Genomic DNA, 17,832 nt, shown 5'->3' with positions numbered 1-17,832 from the left:
TTCGAGGACGTAGACAATGACGCCGGAAATGGTCATGGACCTGGCTTACAAAGGCATGCGCATGAGCATGATCGTGGCCGCGCCCGTGTTGCTTGTGACGCTGTTTATCGGGTTGTTGGTGAGCCTGTTTCAGGCCGCGACGCAGATCAACGAATCGACCCTGTCGTTCATCCCCAAAATTGTCGGGGTGTGCGTGGTGCTGGTACTGGCGGGTCCGCTGATCATGGAGATGCTGGTGGACTACACCCGTGCGTTGTTCAGCAGCTTGCCCACGCTGATCGGCTGACGCCTGTGATCGAGGTCAGTTCAGCACAGTTGCAACTCTGGGTGACCAGCTTCTTCTGGCCGTTTTGCCGAGTGCTGGCGTATCTGATGAGCGATCCGATTCTGGGTCATAAAAACGTCTCGAGTCAGGTGAAGGTGGGCCTGGCGATGCTCCTTGCCTTCCTTCTCGCGCCCAATCTGCCGCCCTTGCCGGATGTCACCCTGTTTTCTTGGGCGGGTCTTGGGGTGATGGTGGAGCAGGTGCTGATCGGGATGTCCCTGGGCATGGTCATGCGCATCACGCTGGCGGTGGTCGAGATGACCGGCGACATTTGCGGCATGCAGATGGGCCTGGCGTTCGCCACCTTCTTTTCCGCCGATACCAGCACCAACAGCATGGTGCTGTCGCGCTTTCTGGGCATGATCACGATCCTGATGTTTCTGGCGCTGGACGGTCATCTGATGGTGCTTGAGCTGCTGGCGACCACCTTCAAGTCCTTGCCGATCGGCAATCTGCATTTCAATCCCAATGCCTGGAACCTGATTGCTCGCTATGGCAGCACGATCTTCCTCACAGGGCTGTTGCTGGCGCTGCCAATGGTGGGCACGCTGCTGATCATCAACCTGGCCATGGGCATCCTGAACCGCGTCTCGCCGCAGTTGACGGTGTTCTCCGTGGGCTTCCCGGCGACGTTGTGCGTAGGGTTGGTGTTGCTGATGGTGGTGATGGGCGATCTGGGACAGTTTCTCGAAAGGTTGATGACCAACACGCTGCAATTCATGCAGTACCTGATCGATAACATGGCGCGGCCTTGAAACAGTTCAAGCGCCGCCGGGTTTCCCGGGCGGCACCTGGAGCGCGGTTTCAGATGTATTCGAACAACGACATTTTCTGAATGCTGACGAAGGTTTGCTGGGCGGCCTGCAGTGCCACTTGCAGCGCGGTGTACTCGGTGACTGACTCTGTGTAGTCGGCATCGACCAGGCCGGAAAGACGTTCGGTATAGCTGAGCGCGAGGTCGTCGCCGATGGTGTCGAGCACCTCCAGCTGATTGAGCCGTGAACCGACCGATGTCTGCACGGTGAGCACCGTGTCCTGAGCATTGCTCAATTCGCGGCTGGCCGTGGACAGGGTGTTGGTCAGGTTGGCTTGATCAGCCTCGGTATCCACCGGTGTCTGCAACACCGAGATCAGGTTTTTCAACGTCGCGAACAGGTCCGGCTCGGCATCGGCGGCGGCGCTGACGGTGATGGTGTCGCCATCTGCCGGGGTACCGCTGAGGGTCAGGGACAGGCCGTTGACTTCAAGGGTGTCACCCGAGGTATAGGTGACCGGATCTGCGCCATCGATGCTGTATTGGGCGGTGCCGTCGGCGGCCGTGCTGAAGGTCACGGTGAAGCCTGTTCCGTAATTGGCATCCTGTGTGTCGGTGATGTCGGGGCCGTCGTAGGTCACGCTGCCGGTGTTATCGCCGGCTTCAGCAATGAAGCCGGCGGAGCTGCTGACCGACAGGAAAATCGACGCGCCGGTATCGCCGCTGGCCATGGTCTGGGTGGAACTGACCTGCTGCGTAACGACATTGTCGTCACCCTGATAGACCAGCTCGCCGTCGGCATTTTCGGCAAAGGCCGGACTCTGGCTCTGATAGCCGGAAAACAGGTAGTTGCCGTTGCTGTCCGTGGCGTTGGCCAAGGTCGCCAAGGTGTCGTAGACGCCCTGCAACGAAGTGGCGATCGACTCGCGGTCGGCGTCGCTCAAGGTGCCGTTGTTGGCTTGAACCACAAGGGCCATGGCGCTGTCGATAGCGTCGTTGATGCTATCGAGCGTACTTTCTTCCTGAGACAACGACGTCGAGATAGCGCTGCGCGAGTCAGCGTATTGCTCGTTGGCCGAGATGGCCTGGCGGACGTTGACGGCCTGGGCGGCAGCCAGCGAATCGTCGGAAGGATTGACCACTCGGGTGCCACTGGCGACTTCCTGGGCAGCGTCCTGATAGGCGCTTTCCTGAGCGAGCATGGAGTTCAAGCTTTGGTTGTAAATCGTCGCACTGCTGAGGCGCATGGCGTGACGCTCCTTTCAAACGTTTATCAGCTGATGTCGAGGATGGTGTCGAGGAGAGTGGTGCCCACTTCGACGACCTTCGCGCAAGCCTGGTAATACTGTTGATAGACAATGAGGTTGGCCGCCTCTTCATCAAGACTGACCCCCGACTCCGACTGCTGCAGCGTGGTCAGCTGCTCGGTCAGACTCGATTGGGTTTCCAGTTGGCCGGCAATTTTGCTGGCGCTGCTGCCCACGTCACTGACCAATGCCGAGTACGTCTGGCTGAGGGTCGAGGTGCCGCCCACGAGGCTGTCGGTTTGCAGGTCGAGCATCGCCAGGGCGTTGGTGTTATCGCTGCTGCCGGTCGAGGTGCCCGCGGCAATCAGACTCCCGTCGCTGATCAGGGTGCTGAAACTGCTGGCGGCGTTGCGCGTCGGCAGCACCAGAAAGCTGTCGCCGTCATCGGCGGTGCCACTGATGGCCACACTCATTCCGGCGAACGTCAGGGTGTCGGTATCGCTGTCGTAGGCTGAATCCACACTGGCACCGGTGTCGTTGCGGGTCACGGTGTAGCCATCGGTGTCGGAGTAACTGACGGTGTAGTCGCTGGCACTCAACGCGCTCACATCGTCGGTGAAGGTCGCAGTCAATGTCGCGTCGCCGGTGTTGTTGGTATTGCCGTAGGTGCTGGGGTCTTCGACCGAGAAAAAGTCGGTGCCCGTATCGCCATTCAGGTCAATACCGGATGCCTGCAAGGTGTTGAAGGCTTGCGTCAACGTCACCGCCAGGATCCCCAACTGGTTTTGCGTTTCGGTCAGTGTGGTGTCGCGAAAATCCATCAGTCCGCCCAGGGAGCCGCCTTCGAACGTTGAATCGTCGAGCACGGTGGTGTTGCCGGCGGCGTCCACGTAGGCGACCACCGTTTGGGTCGGATCGCTGGCCGAGACGCTGGTTTTCAATTCGAAACTGTCATTGCCGGACACCAGCGCAAGGCCGTTGCTCAGGGACACGCTGTAACTGCCGTTGTCCTGAGTGGTGACGTCGACATCCACCAGTTCACTGAGCTGACTGACCAGCAGATCCCGTTGATCGAGCAGGTCGTTGGAGGTGGTGCCCAGTGCGTCGGACAGGCTGATTTTTTTGTTGAGATCGGCAATTTGCTCGGTGAGGTCGTTGACCTGCGTGACCTGATCGTCGATCTGGTTGTTCACATCGTCCGCCATCTCGTCCAGGTAGCTGCCCAGTTGAGTGAACTGCGACGCCAGGGTTTCAGCCGCACCGATGACTTCTTCCCGCGCAGCTGTGTCGCTGGCGTCGGAGGTCAGCGTCTCGATTGCCGAAAAGAAGCTTTGCAGCAGGGTATCGAGACTGGCATCGCCATCGGCCAACAGGCTGTCGATCTGATCGACTTCGGTCTGGTAGGTCGACAGCGCGCTTTCGGCGCTGATCGAACTGTTGAGCTGGGTGGTGACGAACTGGTTGTATTGGCGGTCGACACTGGAGATCTGCACACCGCTGCCCGACGTGGATTCGGAGAAGGTGGCGACCTGCAGGGTATAGCCATCCGTATAGGCGTTGGTGGTGTTGTTACTGCTGGTACTGAGGGCGATCTGTGCGGCGGACAGGCCGCTGACACCAATGGAAATAATGCTCATCGAGAAGCTCCTACGCTACATAGTGCGCACTATCGGCTCCGCGAAAGTGCAACTTGACCTGTGACCCCGATTCTTTTCAAGAACCTTTTGCCGACAGATCCATGACCGGCGCGTTCGGGGCCCTCGGCATCGGGTTGTCAGTCAATTTTCCAGCTGCGCAATGGGCGGGACAGGTCGTAGCGGGCCGATGGTGGCCATGACTGAAATCAGTTTTTGCGCGTATCGCGGATCGGTGGCGTACCCCCCCTGTTGCAGCGCAATGGCCGCCTTTGGCGCATCGGTGGCGTTGCGCGCGGCGGCATAACCGGGGCGGGTGCGAATCAATCGGGCGTAATCGTTGAAGGCCGCCTCATCGGTCGGGTAAACGCGGAAGCGTTCCACCTGTTTTTGCGCCTCACCTTCGGCGTATTCAGTGGTCATGACCTGCGTGGTCGCGCCTTGCCATTGGCTGCCGGCCTTGATCCCGAACAGGTTGTGGCTGTCAGCGCCATTCGGGGTGGTGATCTGGCGTCGCCCCCAATCGGTTTCCAGTGCCGCCTGGGCAAGGATCAGCTCGGCTGGCACGCCACTGCTGAGCGCGGCTTTTTGCGCCGGTTCGTTCAAACGTGAAACGAACGCCAGCACATGCTCGGGTTGTTCGTTTTGCGCGCCGCTGACCTCGCGGCGTTTCCAGGCTTCAAACGCCTGAGTCTGGTAAGCCGTGTTTGCAAAGGGCGATGCAGTGCCGGCCGGGCGCGAGGGCGGCAGATCGAGGAACAAGGCCGCTGCCGCATCAATGTCGGTGTTGGCATCGCTGTGTTTAGCGGAGTAGCCGCTCAGCTGTCGGGTCAGTTGCTCGGCCAGGCCGATGCCTTTTCCCGACAGACTCTGAGCCCACTGCTGATCGAGCATCTCGGTGTAAAGCTCGGTCTGCGAGTCGCTGGACATTTCCGATTTCGGAACCGCGGCCCGCATGCTTTTGAGCATCATCTGCAGGAACAAGGCTTCAAACTGTTTACTGGCCTCTTTCAGCCCCGCCCCGGCGTCCTGATGCGAGCGACGCTTGAGTTGCTCCAGACCCTGGACATCAAGGGCAAAGCCATCGGTGCTGCCAGCGCTGTTCATCAGATGATCTCCAACTCTGCACGCAGGGAACCGGCCGCCTTGAGTGCCTGCAGAATGACCATCAGGTCTTGCGGCGTAGCGCCCAGAGCGTTTAATCCCTTGACCACGTCCATCAAATTCGCCGTGCCTTCAAGCAAGTGCAGTGAGCCACCCTGAGACTCTATTGAGATGTTGCTTTGGGAGGTCACGGCTGTCTGGCCACCACTGAATGCGCCGGGTTGGCTGACGGTGTTGGTGGTGTCGATGATGACCGAGAGATTGCCGTGAGCCACCGCGGCGCGGTACAGCTTCACCGAGCTGTTGAGCACGATAGAGCCGGTGCGCGAATCAAGAATCACCTTGGGGCGAGTCTGGATCGGCAATACCTCGATGCTCTCGATGCGGGCCATGAAGTTGACCCGCTCGTTGGGCGACAGCGGCCCCTGGATCTGGATCATCCCGCCATCCATTGCCGACGCCACCGTACGGCGCATGTCGGAGTTGATCGCGTAGACGACGCGCTGGGCCGTGGCGGAGTCAGGCTCATGCATGTAGAGGCTGAGCAAGCCGTTGTCGCTGCTCAGGTGCAGCGGAACGGCGCGTTCGACGATGGCACCGCGACTGATGCGCCCACCGGCCAGCTGGTTGACCTGCACGCTGCTGCCGTTCGCCGAAGCACCGGCTCCGCCGACCAGCAGGTTACCTTGAGCCACGGCATAGACCTCGCCATCGGCGCCCTTCATCGGCGTCATCAGCAAGGTCCCGCCGCGCAGGCTGCGCGCGTTACCGATCGACGACACGACCACGTCAATCTGCTGCCCCGGGCGCGAGAGTGCCGGCAGGTTGGCGGTGACAATCACCGCAGCGATGTTGCGCATCTGCATGTTGGCGTTCGCCGGCAGGGTGACGCCGAGCTGCGACAGCATGTTGGTCAGGCCTTGTTCGGTGAACGGACTCTGGGTGGTCTGATCGCCGCTGCCATCAAGACCGACCACCAGGCCGTAGCCCACCAGGCTATTGGGGCGTATCCCGGCAAAGTCGGCAATATCGCGTATCTGCTCTGCCTGTACCGCGCCGCCGAGCAATAACGTGCCGGCGCACAACAGGGTGCAGAAACCTTGAGCTGCGGATTTGGCTGCGCGCAAAAGAGGTCGAATGAATACAGAGTCAGCCATGGTTCCCGTACTCAGAAAGGAGACACGTTAAGGAGGATGCGATGGAGCCAGCCCATGCGCTGCGCTTCGTTGATGTAGCCATCACCGACGTACTCGATCCGGGCCTGTGAGACCTGGATCGACGACACCGTGTTTTCTCCGGTAATGGTTCGAGGATTAACCACGCCGGAGAAACGGATGAATTCGGTGCCCTGATTGATTGCAATCTGCTTGTCACCGCGCACCCGCAGGTTGCCATTGGGCATCACCTGCATGACCGTCACGGAAATCGTGCCAGTGAAAGAGTTTTTGGCTTGAGAGCCGCCGCCGCCACTGAAGTCGTGGGTCGTCGAGGCATCCAGCCCAAAGTCGGCGACCTGGGACGCACGACTGGAAGTGGTCGCCAGGCTCAAGCCCATGGAGCCGGCACGGTTGGCATTGGACGAAGAGGTCTTGCTGGCGCTGACCTGCTCTTCCAGTTCGATGGTCAGCGTGTCACCGACCATTCGCGGACGACGGTCCTCGAACAGGGGTTGCGATCCACGGCTGCTCTGGTAGATCGAGCCGTTGGCCAGGCGAGCGGGTAATGCCGGCACCTGCATTTCCTCGTCAGGCACGACGGGCTTGTGCGGCAGTTGATCGCAGCCTGCGGTCGCCAGCATGCCGGCCAATACCACGGACAGCGGCCATACCGATGAGGGCTTATGAGCCATTTTGTGTGTCTCGAACATAGCGGTCAGAGCTGAGTCAGACGCTGTAGCATCTCGTCCGAGCTCTCGACCGCCTTACTGTTGATTTCGTAAGCGCGCTGGGTCTGGATCATGCTTACCATTTCCTCCACAACGTTGACGTTGGAGGTTTCGACGTAACCCTGGGACAGCGTTCCACCGCCGTTGAGGCCCGGTGTGGTTTCGGTCGGAGAGCCCGAAGCGTCAGTCTCCAGGTAGAGGTTCTGCCCGATGCTCTGCAAGCCCGCCGGATTGATGAACAACGCCAGATTCAGCTGGCCGACCTGGGTCGAGGTGGAGCTGCTGGGCTGGGTCACGGAAACGATACCGTCGGTACTGATCGAGACGGCCGTGGCGTTGGCGGGAATGGTGACCCCTGCCGAGAGCTTGTAACCGTTGGAGGTGACCATCTCGCCGTTCGAGTCGAGCTGGAAGCTGCCGTCACGGGTGTAGGCGGTGGTGCCGTCCGGCATGTCTACCTGGAAAAAACCCAGGCCATTGATCGCCAGATCCTTGGAGTTACTGGTCTCTTCCAGATTGCCTTGGGTATGCAGGCGTTCGGTGGCAACTTCACGCACGCCTGTACCGACCTGCAAGCCGGAAGGCAGTCGGGTATCGGTGCTGCTTTGTGCACCGGGCTGGCGTACGTTCTGGTACACCAGATCCTCAAATACCGCGCGCGACCGTTTGAAGCCATTGGTGCTGACGTTGGCCAGGTTGTTGGCAATCACGTCCATTTGGCCCTGCTGGGCTTCCAGGCCGGTTTTGGCCGTCCACAGTGATCTGATCATCGATCGGTTCCTTATTCATTCAACCGTGAGGTCAGCCCTGCAGGGAGAGCAGGCTATTGGCGGTCTTGGCGTTTTCGTCGGCAGCACTGATGGCTTTCATCTGCATGTCGTAGCGCCGCGAGTTGTCGATCATGGCGACCATGGCGTTGGTAGGGCTGACGTTGCTGCCCTCCAGTGCTCCGGGCGTCACACGCATGGTTTCGTCGGCAGGCAGTGGCTGGGCCGTGCCGTTGGCCGTTGGCGGGGGGCGGAATAACCCGTCGGTGCCGGCCTGCAGAGTGCCGGGCAAGGCCGATACCATCTTCAGTCGACCGACCGGGCTCAGGCCCCGAGGCTCCATGCCGAGCTCACGGACGCTGATCGTGCCGTCGCTGCCCAGCGTGACTTCGCTGCCCAGTGGCACCGTGATCGGACCGCCGTCACCGATGACCGGGCGGCCACCCACGGTCATTGCACCGGTGCCATCGACCTGTAAATCACCGCGCCGGGTATAGGCCTCTTTGCCGTCCGCGGTCTGCACCGCCAACATGCCGTTTTCGCCGAGCGCGACATCCAGCGCCCGATCGGTATGGGTGATCGGTCCTTCGGTCCAGTCGACACCCACGCCGTTGGCGGCGACCGAAACCCGTGTCGGCAAGCCCTCGCCCGCGACAGGCGAGGACTGCATTTCGACCAACTGCGAGCGAAAGCCCGGTGTCACGATGTTGGCCAAGTTGTTGGCCACGACGGCCTGCTGTTCGAGCGCCTGATTGGCCCCGCTCATGGCCGTGAAAAGCATGCGATCCATGGTTAAGAACCGATGTTTACGGCTTGCTGGAGCACTTCGCTTTGCGCCGTCACCGACTTGGCATTCGCCTGGAAGTTGCGCTGGGCAATGATCAGGTTCACCAGTTCGGCGGTCAGGTCGACGTTGGAGTCCTCGGTCGTACCGCTCAGGATCGAGCCCAGAGAACCGCTGCTGGCAACGCCCAGCAAGGCCTGGCCGGACTCGGTGGTGGCAAGCCAGGTGTTGTCACCGTTGGATTGCAGGCCGTTTTCATTGCTGAACGTCGCCAGTTGAATCTGGTCGATGTTTTGCGTCTGGTCGTTGGAGTAGGTGGCAACGACCGTTCCGGTATCGTCGATGGTGAAACTCACCAGGCTGCCGGAGGTGTAGCCATCCTGAGAAATGTCGGACACCTCGGAGTCGTTGCCGAACTGCGTCGTGCCGGTCAGATCCAGCGTGATGCTCATGTCCGCGGCACCGTTGTCCGGGTCATAGGTGTAAGTGCCGGTCTCTCCGCTGGTGATCAGGCCGCTGGAGCTGAACGCCACGGTCTGTGTCTCGGTCAGCAAGTTGCCATCGATCGCGGTGTGGACTTCCCAGGTGTTTTCGGCGGTTTTGCTGAAATACAGCGTGCTGGTGTGGCTGTTGCCCAAGGAGTCGTAGAGGGTCGCGGTCGTTGAGTAGGAGTAAGTCGACGAGTCCGTCTGGTCGAAGGTATCGGTGATGATGCCTTCACTGGAGTCCAGGTTCAGCTCGGCATCCAGTTCGGTACTGGCGCTGGCTTGCATACCCGTCGTCGGAATCTGGATGACGCCGTTGACCCCCAGCAACTGGTCGCCCGCGGCGTTTTCCAGATAGCCATCGGCGGTCAGGGTCAATTGGCCGTTGCGCGAATACACGGTTTGCGTGCCGTCGGTGAACGTGAAGAAACCCTCTCCGCTGATCGCCAGATCCAGCTCGTTATCGGTTGTCGTCAGGCTGCCGGATGCAAAGTTCTGAACCACACCTGAAACCGAAGTGCCCAGCCCGACGTCTGCGCCGGCATAAACGTCGGCGAACTGCGTCGTCGAGCTTTTGAAACCTACCGTCTGGGAGTTGGAAATGTTGTTGCTGACGACGTTGAGGTCGGTGGAAGCAGCAGCCAGACCACTAAGCGCTTGGGAAAAAGCCATGGTATTTCTCCTGGAATGCGAACGATGACTGAGCAGTCTTGGCAACTGCGAAGGATTGCTGGGCGTGAGTGGAGGGTGCGTTTACGGTCAAAGCACCAGGCTGATATCGCTCAGCCCGACGTTTTCGTTGACACCCCCCAGATCCAGCGCGACTTCGTTGCTGCTATCGGTGGTCACGCCGGTGACCAGCGCGTATTTCAGCGCTGTGGTTGTAACGGCTACGTCGTCGGCGGTGGCGGCCACAGAGAAGGTGTAAGCGCCATCGGCTGCGGTCGTGCCGTCGTCCTGTAAACCGTCCCAGGACAAGGCTTGGGTGCCGGCGCTCATGTCGCCTTCATCCAGGGTGCGTACCACCGTGCCGCTGCTGTCCGTGATGGTGACGGTGACGCTGTCTGCATCACTGGCCAGCGTCACGCCAAAGGTGGTGGCTACACCGCTGGCGACCTGGATGGTGCTGCCGTCGACCAACACGCCGTTGCCGACCAGTGCCGAGGCTTGCAGGGTCTCGCTGGCGCTGATCTGACTGGAGATGCCCTCCAGCGTGGTGCTCACATCCTCGATGCTGCTGATCGTGCTGATCTGTGCCAGCTGCGTGACCATCTCGCTGTTGTCCATCGGGTCGGTCGGATCCTGGTTCTGCAGCTGGGTCGTCAGAAGCGTCAGAAACTGATCTTGCAGCTCATCCGATGCCGAAGTGGTGCTTTCAGAAGTGGTACTGCTGCTGTTCATGGTCGAAAGGACAGAGCTGGAAATCGTACTGGTCATTGTTTACGCCTCACCTAGAGTCAAAGTTTTGAGCATCATTTCCTTGCTGGTGGACATGACTTCGACGTTGGCCTGATAGGAGCGCGAAGCGGAGATCATGTTGACCATTTCGCCCACGGGCTCGACGTTGGGCATGGTCACGTAGCCCTCCTCGTTGGCCAGCGGGTCGCCGGGACGGTATTCCTGACGCATGGGGGAGTCGTCTTCGATCACTTGGCTGACCCGTACACCACCAATGCTGCTGCCAGTCGGGTATTGCGACTCGAAGACCACCTGGCGGGCGCGATAGGCTTGGTTATCCGGGCCGCTGGTGGTATCGGCGTTGGCCAGGTTGCTGGCGGTTACGTTCATGCGCTGGGACTGGGCGCTGAGCGCTGAGCCGGCGATATCGAAAATGCTGAACATCGACATAGTGTTTTTCCCTGCGTTATTCGGACTGCATGGCCGTCTTGAGCGACTGCAACCGGCTGCTCAGAAACGTCAGACTCGCCTGATACCTGACGGCGTTATCGGTGAACTGCGCGCGCTCGCGATCCATGTCCACGGTGTTGCCATCGAGGCTTGGCTGGTCAGGCACGCGATAGAGCAGGGCACGGTTCGAGAGGCTGTCGGAGGCTGCGTGAAGATGGCGATCCGAGGTGGTCGCCAGCGTCATGCCTCGCTCGTTGGTGCGCCCGTTCTGCAGGGAGCTGGCCAGTTCGGCAGAGAAGTCAAAGTCACGCGCCCGGAAGTTGGGGGTGTCGGCGTTGGCGATGTTGTTGGCCAATACCTGCTGGCGCTCAGCCCGCAAACTCATTGCGTCCTGCTGGAAGCGCAGCTCGTTGTCGAGCTTGTCGATCATGTCTGCGGACCTGTGCATCAAATAATTGAACGGCTCGCAGATTAGTCCCAAGGTCGTCGAGGCAAAGGCCGAAACAGGCCGCTATTTGGCGACCAATTCAGGCCTTGCCTTGTCGCCAGGGAGCCTAAAATTCTCCGCTGGCTACCTCAGAGGATTGGCTCGATGACAGGGTTTTTCCGGGATCACGCGCTGGTTTTGATGTGCCTGCTGCAGAGCGGCACCGCCATGGCTCAACCGGATGTGCTGCAAGACAAGGTGCTTCACTTGATTGCGCAGCGATTGCCGCCTCGCAGCCAGCAGTTGCAGATCGACATCGGTCAGCCGGCGGCACGGATATCGGCGTGCGAAAGTCCTCAGCCGTATCTGGTGCATCCTGAGCAGAGTGCGTTCGGGCGCGTGGCAGTCGGCGTGCGTTGTGAGGGTGAGGAAGGCGTGGCCGGCTATCTTCAAGTCAGCGTAGGCGCTGTCGGCGATTATGTGGTCAGCAGTCAAAGGATCGCTGCAGGTGATGTCGTCAAAGCCACTATGCTCGAAATCAAGCGAGGCCCATTGGAGCGTTTGCCCAAAGGCAGCGTGCTGAAGCCGGAGCAAATCATTGGCCGTCAGGCCAGTCGCAGCTTCAGCCGGGGCGTCGCTCTGGCGCTGAACAATTTCCGCGAGCGCTGGCTGGTGGAGCGCAATCAGCGTGTCGTGTTACAGGCGCTGGGCGAGGGCTTCACGATCAGACGCGATGGCAAGGCGCTGGACAATGGCAGCCTGGGGAGCAGCGTCAGGGTGTTGAGCAGTGACGGCAAGCTGCTGAACGCGCAAGTCGTTGGTCAGAATGAGTTGCTACTGCGCTATTAAAGTTTTTGCCGAATCCCGATCACCGGTCAAAGTTTGCCTTCTCGATTGCCGATAGTGACCCAACAACAGCCAATGAAGCCTCTAACGTGAAAATCATAAGTGCCAACCTGACCAATACCCCTCCGCCGACTGACAGCAAAGTGGCCGGCACCAGTTCGCAGCGAACCGAGCTGCAGACGCTGGAAGCGACGTTCGATGATGACGTGCAGGTCTCAAGCATCAGCGTCATTGCGGATGTTGAAAGTGCGTCGGATGTTGATATGGAAAAAGTTGCAGCGCTGCGTCAAGCCATTGATAGCGGCACCCTGCAGATCAGCGCGGAATCGATCTATGAAGGCCTGGTGTCGAGTGTCAGGGAAACCCTTGGCAGCGATCCGGAATGAGCGATACGAGAGGCCGATACCGATGAGCTTCAGGTACCTATGAGTCTGACCAGACATTTGCAATTGCAGCAGCAGGCCATCGTGCAGTTGGTCGAACTGCTGGAGCAGGAACGTCGTGCCTTGGCTCAGGCCAGGGTCGATGGTGAAAAACTCAGAGAGCTGACGGCGAGTAAACAAGCGGCGTTGCAGAAGCTGGAGCAGTTGGAGGCGATCCGTTACGGGGCGCAGATGAAGCTCGGCTATGGTCCTGGTCGCAAAGGGGCGCTCAAAGCGGCTCAAGACGCCGATTGCCTGGCGGCCTGGCGGCAATTGCAGGCGTTGGCGCTGCGGGCCAGGGAGATCAACACCTCAAACGGTGGGGTGCTCAGCCAGCGCATGGCGTTTAACCAACGCATCGTCAGCTTTCTCAACAGTGTCGCCGGTAACAAATTGTACGGCCCGGACGGTCGTGCTCAGCGCAATAACGCTTAAGTCGTCGCGCACGTTCTCCTCAAACAGACAGGGCATGCGCTCTTGGTGTGGGGAGCCTGTCAGCATGATCAGATTGGCTACCTTGCTTTTGGCGCACACCCGTTGCGCCAGCTCCTGATCGCTTAAATCGAATGCGCCGCGGGTGCACGCTGAAATAATCAAAGTTCGTCAAGGGGCTATCTCTGCGTCAAGACCGCGTCGCAGCACAACTGCGACGCCGATGTTTAACGAGAGTAATCCCCCTGCTCAGCCCGGAGACGGATGAGTAGCCCTGTTTGATGGCACTTGATCGACGGTTTGCCGGTATGACCCAAAAATGAAACCCCAGATGCAACAAAACCCGCACTGGGCGGGTTTTGTTTTGCTTCGTATTTGGGCCGGGGTAATTTGAACCTGACTTTTATCTTATTGTTTTTTATGATTAATATTTGTTTTGTTTTTTAGTTGGAATACCAATTGGAATACCTTGCGAAATTGCACGTTACTTGACCGCCCGTTTGCATTCGATCCGAAAATCGTTCACATCCGCGCCGACTAGTATGCTTCGTATCCATCATGTGTGCTGAGCTTCCTCCAGCTGTCGGGACAACAGGCAGCAAACGGCCCAGGCTGTGTGAAAACGTTTTAGAGCAAGTTTGACAGTCAGAATCGGAACGAAAGTCGCGTTCCTAAGCAAATTTCAGGTCTGCTGACTACCCAAGCGCTGGCAGATTTTACGTAGCAACGCGGACTTCAAAACGGTGCATGCGTTTTCACACGGCCTGGGCCCAGAGAGTGTAAAAACGCTCATGGCCTCATCGTCTTGGATCATCGACGTTCGTTGACTGAGCGATCGCACGGTCAATGCCGCGTGTCGCATCATCGGTCGTGACCTGGAACACATCAACGCTGTTTTGCTGCCTCTGGAATGGGCCAAAACCAGCCTTTTTATGCCGACAGCGCCTTCAGCAAACCGTTAGCTCCGATGATTTTCATACCTGTTTCATGTTGTAGGCGAGCACATTCAAACTCATCTCCGCACTCAGCGTGGCCAGCTTTCGGGTCAGGAAGTGCGTCTTTCCCAGGGACAATAATTCTGAGACCGCACACTAGAAATGGCCCTAGACACCCGAAAAAATGTGTCATAAACCTGTTTCGTTAATCAAAGTCTGCTAATCCACACCATTGGATGAGTAAAATGAACTTTAATCAGGGCTTACATTGGTTTCTGGTTCCATTGCTACCCAAACCCAAACCCAAACCCAAACCCAAACCCAAACCCCTATTCTCCTTCGCCTAGTACGCGCGCTATTTCTACATTTTTGTGAATCCGATTAAAGTAATCTTCTTTGGTTTTTTTAATGAATAATTCAATAAGTGGATTAGATGAAAAAGCACATATGCGATTCGTGATTATTTCGTAAACCTGCTGTATAGCTTCCTCAATGGAGGTCTCGTCGTAAGGATCAAATTTAATTGAGCCTAGATCGTCATCAATATTTTTAATCGCTTCCTGAGCATCAGCAAGTTCTTGATTAAATCTCTCAAAATCTAAGATCATATTATCTCCTGACGTACATTAATTTGGCCCGGGACGTCCCGAGCAGGAAGGGCCAAACCAAACTGCCTGTTACTAAAGCCAACTGACCTAGGACCTAGGAAAAGCCACTGTAAATCGTTAACTCTGTGGATGGCCTTTCCGGTGACTTACCTGGTGATGTTGGGGTTGCAGACGGCGTATTACCGGTTGGTTTGGCGGCACAAGCAGATCAAGCGACTGGTCTGAAGATCGGGCTCGAGCCAGAAGGCGCAAGGGTGTGCGCCTTCCGTTAGGTCGATCACGCGTGGCAGTCTTCACCGACTCCCATGCGGGGTTGGTGATGGGCGCGCAGTGCGCTGAACGAGGTGATGTACCCCGCAATCGCACTGGCGACCACGGTGGGCGGGCTTGCCAACCACACTTGACCCGGCCCGGAGCGCCCCGGGAAATTGCGGTTGATGGCGCTGATGGTCACTTGGTCCTTGTCGACCGATGACCCCGGCCCGCAGTTCGCACAGGCCCCGCAGGCCGGCTGCAGCAGTTCTACGCCGAATTGCTGGAAAGCCGAAAGGTAGTCCTTCTGTTCACAGTATTCACGTACATCGACCGTGCCGAACTGCAAGAACAACTGTACGTCGGGATGACACTTGAGTCCTTGTCCGAGCGCCCACTTGATCACGTCAAAGTAGTGATCGAAGTCGTCGCGCTTACCGGCGGTGCATGAGCCGCCATAAGCGATATCGATAGCGACTCGCTCCGTCAGGTCGGTGAGATTGCGCCCATTACCGGGGTCTCCGGGCGAGGCGATCATCGGCAGGATTTCACGGCAGTCGAGTTCTATCGTATCGGCGTAGACGGCGCCTGGATCGCTGGTCATCCAGGACTCGAGCGGGAAGTCGAGGTTGCGTCGCTCCTTGAGAAAACGCACGGTTTCCTGGTCGGGTACGATGATGCCGGTAAAGCCACCCAGCTCTGCCGTCATGTTGGTCAGCGTGGTGCGTTCATCGGTCGAAAGATAAGTCACGGCAGGGCCGCTGAATTCAAAAATTTTACCCACACCCAGGCCGGCTTTGATGCGGCTGTCAGACAGCAGCGCCAAGACCAGATCCTTGGCCGTCACCCCGGCCGATAACCGGCCGAGCAGCAAGATGCGCAGGCTTTGCGGGTAAGCGGCCCTTACCGACCCTGTCATGAAGGCATTGGCCATGTCAGTGGTGCCCACGCCAAACGCCAGGCAGCCCAACGCACCACTGTGGGGCGTATGGGAGTCCGTGCCAACGACGACCTGTCCAGGCAACGCGTAGGTCTCCGCCATCATGGCGTGGGATATGCCCTCGCTGCCTTCGCCGGGCAGATAGCCGTGAGCCTTCAACCCATGCTGTTGTGCAAAGTCACGATGAGCGCGAGATAACGCATCGAGTTCACCCACCAGGTTTTGTCCCAGGTGTGCCGGGCTTCGGCGCTTATAAGACAGGTGGTCTTCAAACGCCAGGATCGATTGTGGCTGATGAAGTTCGAACGTCTCGCCGAAGCAATCGTGGAGCAGATGAGCACAGAGCCCGGTGTAGTACTCATGAATGAAACGCCAGTCGGTCCGCATCAAAATGCCCGTACCGTAGTCGACGCGTTCGGCCCCACGGGCCTTGATCAAATGCCGATGGATGATTTTCTCGGCAAAGGTTAGGGGCCCGGCGGGCAGGTTCTGGGAACGATTAACGGGTAAGTCGGCCTCATTGCTCAGATGGTGGCGGCCGTAGTGCAACAGGCCCCCGCTCTTGAGAATGGCGGTAGACAGCGCGTCTCTTGTACCTATCAGTTCACTGACCGGTATTTCTTCGCCGGCCAGCAAGCGCGGGACTAATGACAAGTCGGTTGAGGTCAAAAGCCCGATATTGTCGGCATTTTGTCGGTAGATGCGCTCGAAGCTTTCGGCAATCACCAGGCGGATCCCAGCCTTTTTTTCTGCCAGGGGGCTGTGTTCACGTGACGAGCCCTTGCCGTAGCGTTTGCCCGCGACAGTCACTTCATAGCCCCGAAAAAGCACATCGTCCTTGCCGATGGGCAGTACCGCGCCGGTCTTCAGACCAACATAGGGGTATGACGCCAGGCGATCGTCAAAATACGCGAGTACGGGAATCGGCGTTATTTCATCGGTCGAAATATCATCACGCAACGGTGCGGCCTGTTCCAGGGTCAGCGCTTCGCCCCCCAGTTGCCGTGACATTTTCAACGGATCTTTGCTCAGAAACAGCAATTTTGGATTACGGCTCACGGGCATGATATTTCACCTCGAAAACATGTCAGCGCCAGGTTCATACCAAGTGCCGGCCATCGTAGATACTGTTGTCATACTCTTCCAAATTGGCGGCGACGGCCGGTGTGATCTGCATCGAGGTCACCGTGCCACCCCATGTCGCGTAGATCAGCGCGCCGGTGGATGACTTCCAGGCGTGGGTGCTGCCCGGCGGGTAAATGACCAGATCACCCTTGAGATACACACCGTTTTCATCTTCAAAGTCACCCTCGAGGATCAGGAAGGTTTCATGACCATTGTGATGATGAGCCGCCGCGCTGGCGCCCGCATCGCAACGGATCAACGCAATGCGTTGGGCACTTTCGGTGCATTCGAACAGGGTATGGATACGGGCGCCGTTGCGATCCAGTTGCGCGTGTGCTGACCAGGTGATCAAGTCAGGTTCATTGGCAACGTTCAACAGATTGAAAACTGTAGGGGTCATGGTCGAGGCCTGTTATAGGGATGAAGTGATGAAGTGGGCGGTGGAGCTGATGTTTGCCGTGCGCGAGATTCTTTCCATGGCCGCCAGGTGACGCGTCTGCGTAACCGCCGAACAGGCGTCTTCCAGCACGGTGACGATAAAGTCTCGGTCATGCCCGTCGAGCGTCGTGGCGAGGACGACGTGCTCGGTCGACACCCCGGTCAATATCAATTCCTCTATGCCCTGAGTCCGCAGAACCAATTCAAGATTGGTCTGATAAAACGGACTGACCCGGCTCTTGGCAATAACGATTTCGTCTTCGCGCGGCTTGAGGTCGTCGTGCACTTGGGTCGACCAGGTGTCCAGCTTCAGCACGCTGTGTTCCTTGGCCGGCGCAAACACTCTGGAGTGAGGGGGGAACTCCTTGTAGTGCGCGTTGAACCCTACGACGATGAAAATGACGGGCAGCTGTAGTTCGCGTGCATGCTTGAGGGCCGAGGCCGCGTTCTTCAGCACGCTGCGCTCCTGAGTTTGCTGGTAGTAGCCCTCGCGTGCATAAACGCCTTCGGGGTGGACAATTTCGTTGATGAAATCCATGACCAGTAATGCTTTTTTTCCAGACATCATTTATTC

At 58.4% G+C, this 17,832-nt stretch carries 20 protein-coding genes; 5 read left to right on the top strand and 15 right to left on the bottom strand.

The features are described 5' to 3' along the window. Positions 1-16: 16 nt before the first annotated feature. Positions 17-286, top strand: coding sequence for a flagellar biosynthesis protein FliQ (fliQ, locus tag ACYZT5_RS20490; RefSeq protein ID WP_462047138.1), 270 nt, complete (start codon positions 17-19; stop codon positions 284-286). 86 nt (positions 287-372) lie between these two features. Further along, positions 373-1,080 (top strand): flagellar biosynthetic protein FliR, encoded by a 708-nt coding sequence (gene fliR, locus ACYZT5_RS20485; RefSeq protein ID WP_462047137.1) that lies wholly within the window; start codon positions 373-375, stop codon positions 1,078-1,080. Positions 1,081-1,129: 49 nt separating this feature from the next. Here fliR and flgL read toward each other — a convergent pair whose 3' ends face one another. The 11 genes from flgL to flgB form a co-directional block, all read right to left on the bottom strand. After that, complete coding sequence (flgL, locus tag ACYZT5_RS20480; protein ID WP_462047136.1) at positions 1,130-2,326, bottom strand: flagellar hook-associated protein FlgL; 1,197 nt, start codon at positions 2,324-2,326, stop codon at positions 1,130-1,132. Between the two features lie 26 nt (positions 2,327-2,352). Continuing rightward, entirely contained in the window at positions 2,353-3,963 is a 1,611-nt protein-coding gene (gene flgK, locus ACYZT5_RS20475; protein WP_462047135.1) for a flagellar hook-associated protein FlgK, read from the bottom strand. A gap of 141 nt (positions 3,964-4,104) precedes the next feature. Beyond that, positions 4,105-5,067 (bottom strand): flagellar assembly peptidoglycan hydrolase FlgJ, encoded by a 963-nt coding sequence (gene flgJ, locus ACYZT5_RS20470; protein WP_462047134.1) that lies wholly within the window; start codon positions 5,065-5,067, stop codon positions 4,105-4,107. Further along, positions 5,067-6,221 (bottom strand): flagellar basal body P-ring protein FlgI, encoded by a 1,155-nt coding sequence (locus tag ACYZT5_RS20465; protein WP_462047133.1) that lies wholly within the window; start codon positions 6,219-6,221, stop codon positions 5,067-5,069. Before ACYZT5_RS20465 ends, flgJ begins: the two co-directional genes overlap by 1 nt. 11 nt (positions 6,222-6,232) lie before the next feature. Beyond that, the gene (locus ACYZT5_RS20460; protein WP_462047132.1) at positions 6,233-6,913 is read right to left on the bottom strand and encodes a flagellar basal body L-ring protein FlgH; all 681 of its coding nucleotides are present in this window, start codon (positions 6,911-6,913) and stop codon (positions 6,233-6,235) included. 23 nt (positions 6,914-6,936) lie between these two features. Then, entirely contained in the window at positions 6,937-7,719 is a 783-nt protein-coding gene (gene flgG / locus ACYZT5_RS20455; RefSeq protein ID WP_462047131.1) for a flagellar basal-body rod protein FlgG, read from the bottom strand. Between the two features lie 31 nt (positions 7,720-7,750). After that, complete coding sequence (locus tag ACYZT5_RS20450; RefSeq protein ID WP_462047130.1) at positions 7,751-8,506, bottom strand: flagellar basal body rod protein FlgF; 756 nt, start codon at positions 8,504-8,506, stop codon at positions 7,751-7,753. A gap of 2 nt (positions 8,507-8,508) precedes the next feature. After that, entirely contained in the window at positions 8,509-9,657 is a 1,149-nt protein-coding gene (flgE, locus tag ACYZT5_RS20445; protein ID WP_462047129.1) for a flagellar hook protein FlgE, read from the bottom strand. 87 nt (positions 9,658-9,744) lie between these two features. After that, positions 9,745-10,422, bottom strand: a complete 678-nt coding sequence (locus ACYZT5_RS20440; RefSeq protein ID WP_462047128.1) for a flagellar hook assembly protein FlgD — start codon at positions 10,420-10,422, stop codon at positions 9,745-9,747. Between the two features lie 3 nt (positions 10,423-10,425). After that, positions 10,426-10,833: a flagellar basal body rod protein FlgC gene (gene flgC / locus ACYZT5_RS20435; RefSeq protein ID WP_462047127.1), complete on the bottom strand. Its 408-nt coding sequence runs from the start codon at positions 10,831-10,833 to the stop codon at positions 10,426-10,428. Positions 10,834-10,849: 16 nt separating this feature from the next. Further along, on the bottom strand, positions 10,850-11,263 hold the full coding sequence (gene flgB / locus ACYZT5_RS20430; protein ID WP_462047126.1) for a flagellar basal body rod protein FlgB: 414 nt from the start codon (positions 11,261-11,263) through the stop codon (positions 10,850-10,852). Positions 11,264-11,425: 162 nt separating this feature from the next. Between flgB and flgA the strand changes: the two genes are divergently transcribed. The 3 genes from flgA to ACYZT5_RS20415 all read left to right on the top strand — a co-directional run bounded on the left by flgA (position 11,426) and on the right by ACYZT5_RS20415 (position 12,963). Next, positions 11,426-12,109, top strand: coding sequence for a flagellar basal body P-ring formation chaperone FlgA (gene flgA / locus ACYZT5_RS20425; protein WP_462047125.1), 684 nt, complete (start codon positions 11,426-11,428; stop codon positions 12,107-12,109). 86 nt (positions 12,110-12,195) lie between these two features. Further along, complete coding sequence (gene flgM, locus ACYZT5_RS20420) at positions 12,196-12,492, top strand: flagellar biosynthesis anti-sigma factor FlgM (RefSeq protein ID WP_462047124.1); 297 nt, start codon at positions 12,196-12,198, stop codon at positions 12,490-12,492. Positions 12,493-12,531: 39 nt separating this feature from the next. Continuing rightward, positions 12,532-12,963 carry a flagella synthesis protein FlgN gene (locus ACYZT5_RS20415; RefSeq protein WP_462047123.1) on the top strand — a complete coding sequence of 144 codons (432 nt, stop codon included), beginning with the start codon at positions 12,532-12,534 and terminating at the stop codon, positions 12,961-12,963. Between the two features lie 1,261 nt (positions 12,964-14,224). Here the strand turns inward: ACYZT5_RS20415 and ACYZT5_RS20410 are convergent. From ACYZT5_RS20410 to ACYZT5_RS20395, 4 genes are all read right to left on the bottom strand, one after another. Then, on the bottom strand, positions 14,225-14,503 hold the full coding sequence (locus tag ACYZT5_RS20410) for a hypothetical protein (RefSeq protein WP_140893868.1): 279 nt from the start codon (positions 14,501-14,503) through the stop codon (positions 14,225-14,227). A gap of 277 nt (positions 14,504-14,780) precedes the next feature. Continuing rightward, complete coding sequence (locus tag ACYZT5_RS20405; RefSeq protein WP_140893867.1) at positions 14,781-16,760, bottom strand: aconitase family protein; 1,980 nt, start codon at positions 16,758-16,760, stop codon at positions 14,781-14,783. A gap of 34 nt (positions 16,761-16,794) precedes the next feature. Further along, a complete protein-coding gene (locus ACYZT5_RS20400) occupies positions 16,795-17,220 on the bottom strand; it encodes a cupin domain-containing protein (RefSeq protein ID WP_140893866.1) in 426 nt (141 codons plus the stop codon). Positions 17,221-17,232: 12 nt separating this feature from the next. After that, positions 17,233-17,796, bottom strand: a complete 564-nt coding sequence (locus ACYZT5_RS20395) for a cysteine hydrolase family protein (protein ID WP_462047122.1) — start codon at positions 17,794-17,796, stop codon at positions 17,233-17,235. Positions 17,797-17,832 lie beyond the last annotated feature (36 nt).

The organism is Pseudomonas sp. LB3P14, assembly GCF_054898045.1.
Note: the sequence above shows the minus strand (reverse complement) of the source record. Positions and strands in the feature narration are given on the sequence as shown.

Bases quoted from the DNA above. Each gene is read 5' to 3' on its own strand.
- flgK (WP_462047135.1), bottom strand. From the start codon at position 3,963: ATGAGCATTATTTCCATTGGTGTCAGCGGCCTGTCCGCCGCACAGATC.
- ACYZT5_RS20440 (WP_462047128.1), bottom strand. From the start codon at position 10,422: ATGACCAGTACGATTTCCAGCTCTGTCCTTTCGACCATGAACAGCAGC.
- ACYZT5_RS20415 (WP_462047123.1), top strand. From the start codon at position 12,532: ATGAGTCTGACCAGACATTTGCAATTGCAGCAGCAGGCCATCGTGCAG.
- ACYZT5_RS20410 (WP_140893868.1), bottom strand. From the start codon at position 14,503: ATGATCTTAGATTTTGAGAGATTTAATCAAGAACTTGCTGATGCTCAG.
- flgL (WP_462047136.1), bottom strand. From the start codon at position 2,326: ATGCGCCTCAGCAGTGCGACGATTTACAACCAAAGCTTGAACTCCATG.
- flgJ (WP_462047134.1), bottom strand. From the start codon at position 5,067: ATGAACAGCGCTGGCAGCACCGATGGCTTTGCCCTTGATGTCCAGGGT.
- fliQ (WP_462047138.1), top strand. From the start codon at position 17: ATGACGCCGGAAATGGTCATGGACCTGGCTTACAAAGGCATGCGCATG.
- ACYZT5_RS20450 (WP_462047130.1), bottom strand. From the start codon at position 8,506: ATGGATCGCATGCTTTTCACGGCCATGAGCGGGGCCAATCAGGCGCTC.
- flgC (WP_462047127.1), bottom strand. From the start codon at position 10,833: ATGTCGATGTTCAGCATTTTCGATATCGCCGGCTCAGCGCTCAGCGCC.
- ACYZT5_RS20460 (WP_462047132.1), bottom strand. From the start codon at position 6,913: ATGGCTCATAAGCCCTCATCGGTATGGCCGCTGTCCGTGGTATTGGCC.
- flgA (WP_462047125.1), top strand. From the start codon at position 11,426: ATGACAGGGTTTTTCCGGGATCACGCGCTGGTTTTGATGTGCCTGCTG.
- ACYZT5_RS20465 (WP_462047133.1), bottom strand. From the start codon at position 6,221: ATGGCTGACTCTGTATTCATTCGACCTCTTTTGCGCGCAGCCAAATCC.
- ACYZT5_RS20400 (WP_140893866.1), bottom strand. From the start codon at position 17,220: ATGACCCCTACAGTTTTCAATCTGTTGAACGTTGCCAATGAACCTGAC.
- flgB (WP_462047126.1), bottom strand. From the start codon at position 11,263: ATGATCGACAAGCTCGACAACGAGCTGCGCTTCCAGCAGGACGCAATG.
- ACYZT5_RS20395 (WP_462047122.1), bottom strand. From the start codon at position 17,796: ATGGATTTCATCAACGAAATTGTCCACCCCGAAGGCGTTTATGCACGC.
- fliR (WP_462047137.1), top strand. From the start codon at position 373: ATGAGCGATCCGATTCTGGGTCATAAAAACGTCTCGAGTCAGGTGAAG.
- flgE (WP_462047129.1), bottom strand. From the start codon at position 9,657: ATGGCTTTTTCCCAAGCGCTTAGTGGTCTGGCTGCTGCTTCCACCGAC.
- flgG (WP_462047131.1), bottom strand. From the start codon at position 7,719: ATGATCAGATCACTGTGGACGGCCAAAACCGGCCTGGAAGCCCAGCAG.
- ACYZT5_RS20405 (WP_140893867.1), bottom strand. From the start codon at position 16,760: ATGCCCGTGAGCCGTAATCCAAAATTGCTGTTTCTGAGCAAAGATCCG.